This window comes from Lactobacillus delbrueckii subsp. delbrueckii DSM 20074 = JCM 1012 (assembly GCF_001433875.1).
In the GTDB taxonomy this organism is placed as follows: domain Bacteria; phylum Bacillota; class Bacilli; order Lactobacillales; family Lactobacillaceae; genus Lactobacillus; species Lactobacillus delbrueckii.
In genome coordinates this window covers 1-5,581 of the sequence record NZ_AZCR01000010.1, presented here as the reverse complement: position 1 = coordinate 5,581, position 5,581 = coordinate 1, and the positions used below count along the sequence as shown (strand labels likewise).

At 45.0% G+C, this 5,581-nt stretch carries 4 protein-coding genes and 4 pseudogenes; 7 read left to right on the top strand and 1 reads right to left on the bottom strand.

The window, feature by feature from the left end:
* The 5 genes and pseudogenes from FD23_RS10185 to FD23_RS02900 form a co-directional block, all read left to right on the top strand.
* Positions 1-395, top strand: a pseudogene (locus tag FD23_RS10185) (transposase family protein); the annotation flags it as partial.
* 179 nt (positions 396-574) lie between these two features.
* Positions 575-1,471 (top strand): annotated as a pseudogene (locus FD23_RS10950) (GGDEF domain-containing protein); the annotation flags it as partial.
* A gap of 193 nt (positions 1,472-1,664) precedes the next feature.
* Positions 1,665-1,835, top strand: a complete 171-nt coding sequence (locus tag FD23_RS09885; RefSeq protein ID WP_164477168.1) for a hypothetical protein — start codon at positions 1,665-1,667, stop codon at positions 1,833-1,835.
* A 221-nt stretch (positions 1,836-2,056) separates the two neighbouring features.
* On the top strand, positions 2,057-2,659 hold the full coding sequence (locus tag FD23_RS10175) for a hypothetical protein (RefSeq protein ID WP_230844825.1): 603 nt from the start codon (positions 2,057-2,059) through the stop codon (positions 2,657-2,659).
* A complete protein-coding gene (locus FD23_RS02900) occupies positions 2,656-3,198 on the top strand; it encodes a hypothetical protein (RefSeq protein ID WP_025896371.1) in 543 nt (180 codons plus the stop codon). Before FD23_RS10175 ends, FD23_RS02900 begins: the two co-directional genes overlap by 4 nt.
* Positions 3,199-3,210: 12 nt before the next feature.
* On the opposite strand, the pseudogene FD23_RS11025 reads toward FD23_RS02900, so the two are convergent.
* Positions 3,211-3,716, bottom strand: a pseudogene (locus FD23_RS11025) (P-loop NTPase family protein).
* Between the two features lie 343 nt (positions 3,717-4,059).
* Here FD23_RS11025 and FD23_RS09145 point away from each other — a divergent pair.
* A pseudogene (locus FD23_RS09145) lies at positions 4,060-4,251 on the top strand (G5 domain-containing protein); the annotation flags it as partial.
* Between the two features lie 186 nt (positions 4,252-4,437).
* Positions 4,438-5,472 (top strand): zinc-binding dehydrogenase, encoded by a 1,035-nt coding sequence (locus FD23_RS02890; protein WP_052933658.1) that lies wholly within the window; start codon positions 4,438-4,440, stop codon positions 5,470-5,472.
* Positions 5,473-5,581: the final 109 nt, after the last annotated feature.

Here is a 5,581-nt window from a genome sequence, read left to right as displayed (position 1 = left end):
CGATGAACGTAGTCCTAGAATCGAAAGCCGTAAGGACTTTGGTCACTGGGAATGCGATCTGGTTCTTGGACACAAGACTAAAGACGATGATGTGTTGCTTACTCTGTGCGAACGAAAGCCGCGTCAGTTCTTCATGATCAAGATCGAGGATAAGACCTCAGCTAGCGTTATGAAGGCATTTGATAAGTTTCGACTGTGATAAAGGCAGCGTAGAACGGCACAACGGGCTTATCAGACGCTATATTCCCAAGGGAGACCGTATGGATAAGTACAGTGTGGAAGATATTGCTAAGATCGAGGTATGGTGCAACTCTCTTCCTCGGAAGATCTTAAACTACAAGACTCCAGAAGAGTACTTTGACACCGAACTTGACCGCATTTACCGGAGTAGATAGTCAAAATTTACCAGATGTTATGGTAAGTGTTCAATTTATTCTTGCAATTGGCGTAATTATTTCATTATTTATTTCTTGCTTGCTTGCCTTGTCTATAAGAACAGCCACTACAGCAACGCAACAGCTACTGGTCTTTAGGCCTCTTGCTAATCATCAATTTAATTGAGTGGACTTCGGTCATGTTGGATGGCTACTCGGGCCAATACAGAATATGGTTGGTAATCAACAAGTTTTTAAACCACAGCTTGATACCATTTCTAGGCTACTTAGTTATTCATATTTGGGTGCGGCATTCAAAGTATGACCGCCTGCTGGCAGTATTGTTGCCGGTGAATGTTCTCTTCCAGCTTGCGTCAATTGCTACCGGCTGGACCTTTTCGATTGACCAGAATAACCACTATCATCAAGGCCGTTATTACTACGTTTATTTCATCATCTGCATTATCGTGATGTTCGCGATTGTATCTGCCTATCACCAGTTTGAGCAAAAGACTTTCAGCGGCGACCGCCTCTTTATGTTCTATACCTTTTTCGTGGTTTTTCTGGGGATCGTGATCCAGGAAGTGAGCGGGGGAGCTTTGCGGACGACATCATTGACGATTACGATCGGGATGTGCTTTTTGCTGAACCGCTTTAACAATTTTACCCAGAAGGTCAGCGATCTGAAGATTAGCCGGGACAATGTCGTGATGTGGACGGATATTATGACCGGAATGCAGAACCGCTATGCCTATGAGGAGAAGCTGGGCGAGATGGTGACGCCGCAAGGCGGGAAGGAGTTCTTAGCTTTTTCCATTGACATCATCGGTTTAAAAGAGATGAATGACAACTGGGGCCACCTGGCCGGGGATGACTTGATCCGGGAAGTTGCCGCGATTATCAGGGATACTTTAGGCAAAAGCGGAGAATGATACCGGATTGGGGGAGATGAGTTCGCCGCTATTGTACCCGGCGACAGCCAGCAAGGGGCGAAATTAAAGCAGCAGCTGGAATTAGAGGCAGTCAAGTACCGGATCAATACCGGGCAGAATATCAGTTTTTCGATTGGCTATGCCGACAGTGAATCTCATCCCCAGGCCAGTCTGGAGCGCCTCATGCAACTGGCTGACCAGCAAATGTACCAGGAGAAGCGGGAGTATTACAGCCGTCCGGGCAACACCCGGCGGGGAAGAAGCAGCCGGTAAAAAGCAAGAAGGTTGACAGTCCGCGCCTGCTTGGGTTACCTTAAACTTGTATTCAGGGGATAGAGGACAAGTTGGTGTAACTATTATGTTTACGATTTCGTTTTTGATTTTACTGATATTTTTAACTATTGTGGCCATGCCGGTGGCGATCGCCGTTTTTCTGCTCAAGGTCTCATTTAAGATCCTGGGCTGGCTAATCGGCATCTGCTTTATTTTGGCCTTGCTGATCAGTTTGCTATTGATTAGCGTGATGTAGGGGGAACGCCTCTTGGAGAACCAGGAGGCGTTTTTTGATGGAAAAAGGAGCTGACAATGAAAGCTTGGATGAGAGTTAAGCGCGACAAGGAAATGAATTCTGGATGTGCCGCACAGTATTAATATCGCTACAGCAATGTATGGCTTCCGGGAATTAGGCGCGGAGATCGTACCATATCACTTTATAGACGAAATTGAGGAAAAATTGGCCCAAAGGACATAGTGCTGGACTATATTGAGCAATGCCAATGGGTGTTTAAAGAATTCGGCCATCCAACTTATATGGACTGCTATCCGGAAATATTAAAGCCATTTTTAAAGAGAAAGATTTGGCGGGATACGATAAATAGTTTTTCCAGAAATGAGAAAAAGTGGTTGACAGGTTACTTTATCAAGCCGGTTAAGGATAAGGTTTTTAGGCTGGAATTGATGGAGAAGAACAATCTGAGTCTTACGGAGCAAGAGGGGACGCAGTTAGGGATGGCTTTGACAACGATCATGGTAAACATGACGGAGCATGGGCGTCTCACGCAAGAGCAACTTGCCCAAGAATGCAAGAATATTTTGCTGCAGAAGAACAGGAGAATCATGGCAGAAGGCGATGGCCGGCTTGGACCAGGGGAATTGCAGGAACTTTTAGCTGCAAACAATATGAGTGAAGAAGAGTTTGCGGCAAGAGAGTTTGAAATGGAAATAAGCAAGTTTCCTCGTGAAATGGATCCAGTGATTTTGGCGACCTACGCTTTTGCCAGAATGAAGAAGCTCATGGAAGAAGAGTTTCCGAGCTTTGAAGATGACGATTATGCGCACATGGCCTCGGTATGATTTTGATGGACAGTTTGGATGAACTGTATGAGATTGTTGACAAGACGACTAAAGAAGATGAGCTGGTCAACGACTTTACTAAAGTACGGGTTGACGTTGCTCGAGCAAGGAATAAGCTGCATTTGCTTCAGGCTTTGATGGAATCGAAGAATTTGTCTGAAGAAGAAGCAATGAAGGCAGTAGGATACGCGCCAGCTTCGGTAGAAAGATGCAAACAGGTAATTGCTGATTTAGGGCAATTAAAGGAAATAGACGATAAATTTAGCGATAAAAAGTTGAGCAAGGAAGAAATGGTTTCTGTTTTGGATTCAATCATGACCATGGGCGGAGGGGATGACTTGCAAGAAGCCATTGAAGAACTCTCTAATGAAGATCCAAATAGCAGCACAAGCATGAATGAAGTATTTACCCAACATACAGCAAAAAGAATTGCCAAAGCAAAGGCAGAGCAAAATAAGCATGCAGTTGAGTATCTGATGCAGTCCATGAATCTCAATAAGGATCAAGCAGAAGCCGCATTAGGACTGGATGCTGAATAAGTTGATTTGTTGCTAGTCTTTTAGATTTTGCAGATATCCGTTAAGTTGCTGCTGATTACAGAGAACGACCACTTTGCTGGGATATTCGTTCTGGACTCGGACATATCGGTCTTGGATATTTTCTGATCGGCCATCCCAAAGAATCCACTTGATGAAGTCAAAATCCAATTTTTCATCGCAGCCTACTGCCATATCAGGCCGGGTTAGGTACGATAGCGGTTGATGCAGCGAAGCAGGCAGTCTTTTCTACTGAATAAGAGTTGGATAATGATGTCCGCTTCAATGATTCTGCGTTCATAGCTGAGTTTGTTGTAGTTTCCATCGATGACCCAGCCGCTAGGATTATCGTTAAGAAAAGTTTGGACGATCTTGCCTTGTTCTTCCGTTGATCTCGTTTTCCAGTTTGGCAAAAATTGGACGCTATCCAAGTGAAGAACGGGAACTTGGTACAATTCACCTAACTTGCGGGATAGAGTTGACTTTCCAGAGCCACTGTAACCCATTACTGCGATCTTCATGATGTGTTCCTTTCGGTATTCTTTTGATATTATTCATTATTATATCAATTCAGCTACACAGTAGCTAAATTATACCCATGGATCATCAAACTTTCTTTAGTTTTCTAGATGATTTGTATAGGACTCGAACTAAAAACTAGTGGAGCAATGCGAATGTATTGTGTCTATGGGCCGGACAAGAAGTCCATAACAATTATTGGGTTAGAACCTCACCCGGAAGATAAGAAAAGCGGTGCATATTCTCGAATTCCACTATCAGACCTACCTACGGTCTCACGGTAGATGAGATTCAAAGAAAGATTGATCAAGTAGTTTCTGTTGGTACTAAGTTACGCCTTATAAAACGATTCAGAAGTATGATCCTAATCTGCCAAAGGGTACTACGATAGTTACAGGCGGGGAAAATGGCTCAACTAAAAGTATCACGCCTTACTATTTAGATGAAAAAACGGGATATGTCCAAGCAGGTGCTGAACTCGAGGTTAAAAATCCGGTTGATAAGGTCATTGTCATCGGAACCAAGGAAAGCAACTAATCTGTAGTTTAATCAAACTCCATACTAACAAACCGCATCCCGTTCATGGGATGCGGTTTTGCGATCTAAGGGACTATAGATTTCACGTATACCAATATACAAGCTAAGTATTCGCCAAAATTATAGCTAAAGGCTACAATAATTATTAAAGAACGTTAGCGGATTTTTACACAGAAAGCGAGAAAAATGAAAGCAGCATATTTCGTTAAAAAGGGCCTGGTTGAAGCCCGGGAAGTTGAAGACGCAACAATTGAACAAGACACCGATGCGGTTATCCGCGTAATTAGAGCCTGCGTCTGCGGGTCCGACCTGTGGTGGTTCAGAGGCATTTCTGACCGGCCTGAAGGCACGGTTGGCCATGAAGCCATCGGGATCGTAGAAGCAGTCGGTGACAAGGTTGACAATGTCAAGGTCGGCGATTTCGTCATCGCTCCAGTTACCCACGGCTGCATGAAGTGCAAGATCTGCAAGGCTGGTTTTGACGGCAACTGTCCAAACGTGGAAGTTGGCGGCAACAAGGGTTACCAATCTGAAAAGCTGCGTTTTAAGAATGCCAGCGCCTTGGTAAAAATCCCTGGCCAGCCAAGCGACTACACTGAAGAGCAATTGAATGACCTGTTGACTTTGTCAGACGTTATGGCAACTGGCTACCATGCTGCGGCTAGCGCGGAAGTTAAGCCGGGGGATGCAGTAGCAGTTATCGGTGACGGCGCGGTTGGTTTGTGCGGGGTTATCGCGGCTAAGCTGCTCGGTGCTGAAAAGATCATTCTGCTTAGCCACCACGAAAACCGGGCAGCCTTGGGCAAGGAATTCGGTGCAACTGACATCGTCAGTGAACGTGGTGAAGACGCGGTAAAGAAGGTTTTGGAACTGACTGACGGCTATGGTGCTGATGCTGTTTTGGAATGCGTTGGGGCAAGCAGCTCTATCGATCAGGCTGGTCAGATCGCCCGTGCTGGCGCGATTGTCGGCCGGGTAGGGGTTCCGCAAAAGGAACCTGAAACCAACAAGTTCTTCTGGAAGAATGTCGGCTGGCGCGGCGGGATCGCTAACATCACTACTTACGACCAGGAAGTCTTGCTGGACGCTGTTTTGAAGGGCGAAATCCACCCAGGTAAGGTCTTCACTAAGAGTTTTGACCTTGATCATGTGCAAGACGCATATGAAGCGATGGACCAACGGCAAGCAATTAAGTCATTGCTGGTCGTGGCAGACAAGTAATTTTTTAAAAAAGGGCATTGGGTGATAAAAATGTGATATGACCCCCGAAATTAGGACACTAATTTCGGGGGTTATTTTCATGACTAAATACACTAAAGAAATCAAACTT

What these genes read in the sequence shown, in the direction of transcription:
- FD23_RS09885 (WP_164477168.1), top strand. Translation starts at nt 1,665, where the DNA reads ATGTTTACGATTTCGTTTTTGATTTTACTGATATTTTTAACTATTGTG.
- FD23_RS02890 (WP_052933658.1), top strand. Translation starts at nt 4,438, where the DNA reads ATGAAAGCAGCATATTTCGTTAAAAAGGGCCTGGTTGAAGCCCGGGAA.
- FD23_RS02900 (WP_025896371.1), top strand. Translation starts at nt 2,656, where the DNA reads ATGATTTTGATGGACAGTTTGGATGAACTGTATGAGATTGTTGACAAG.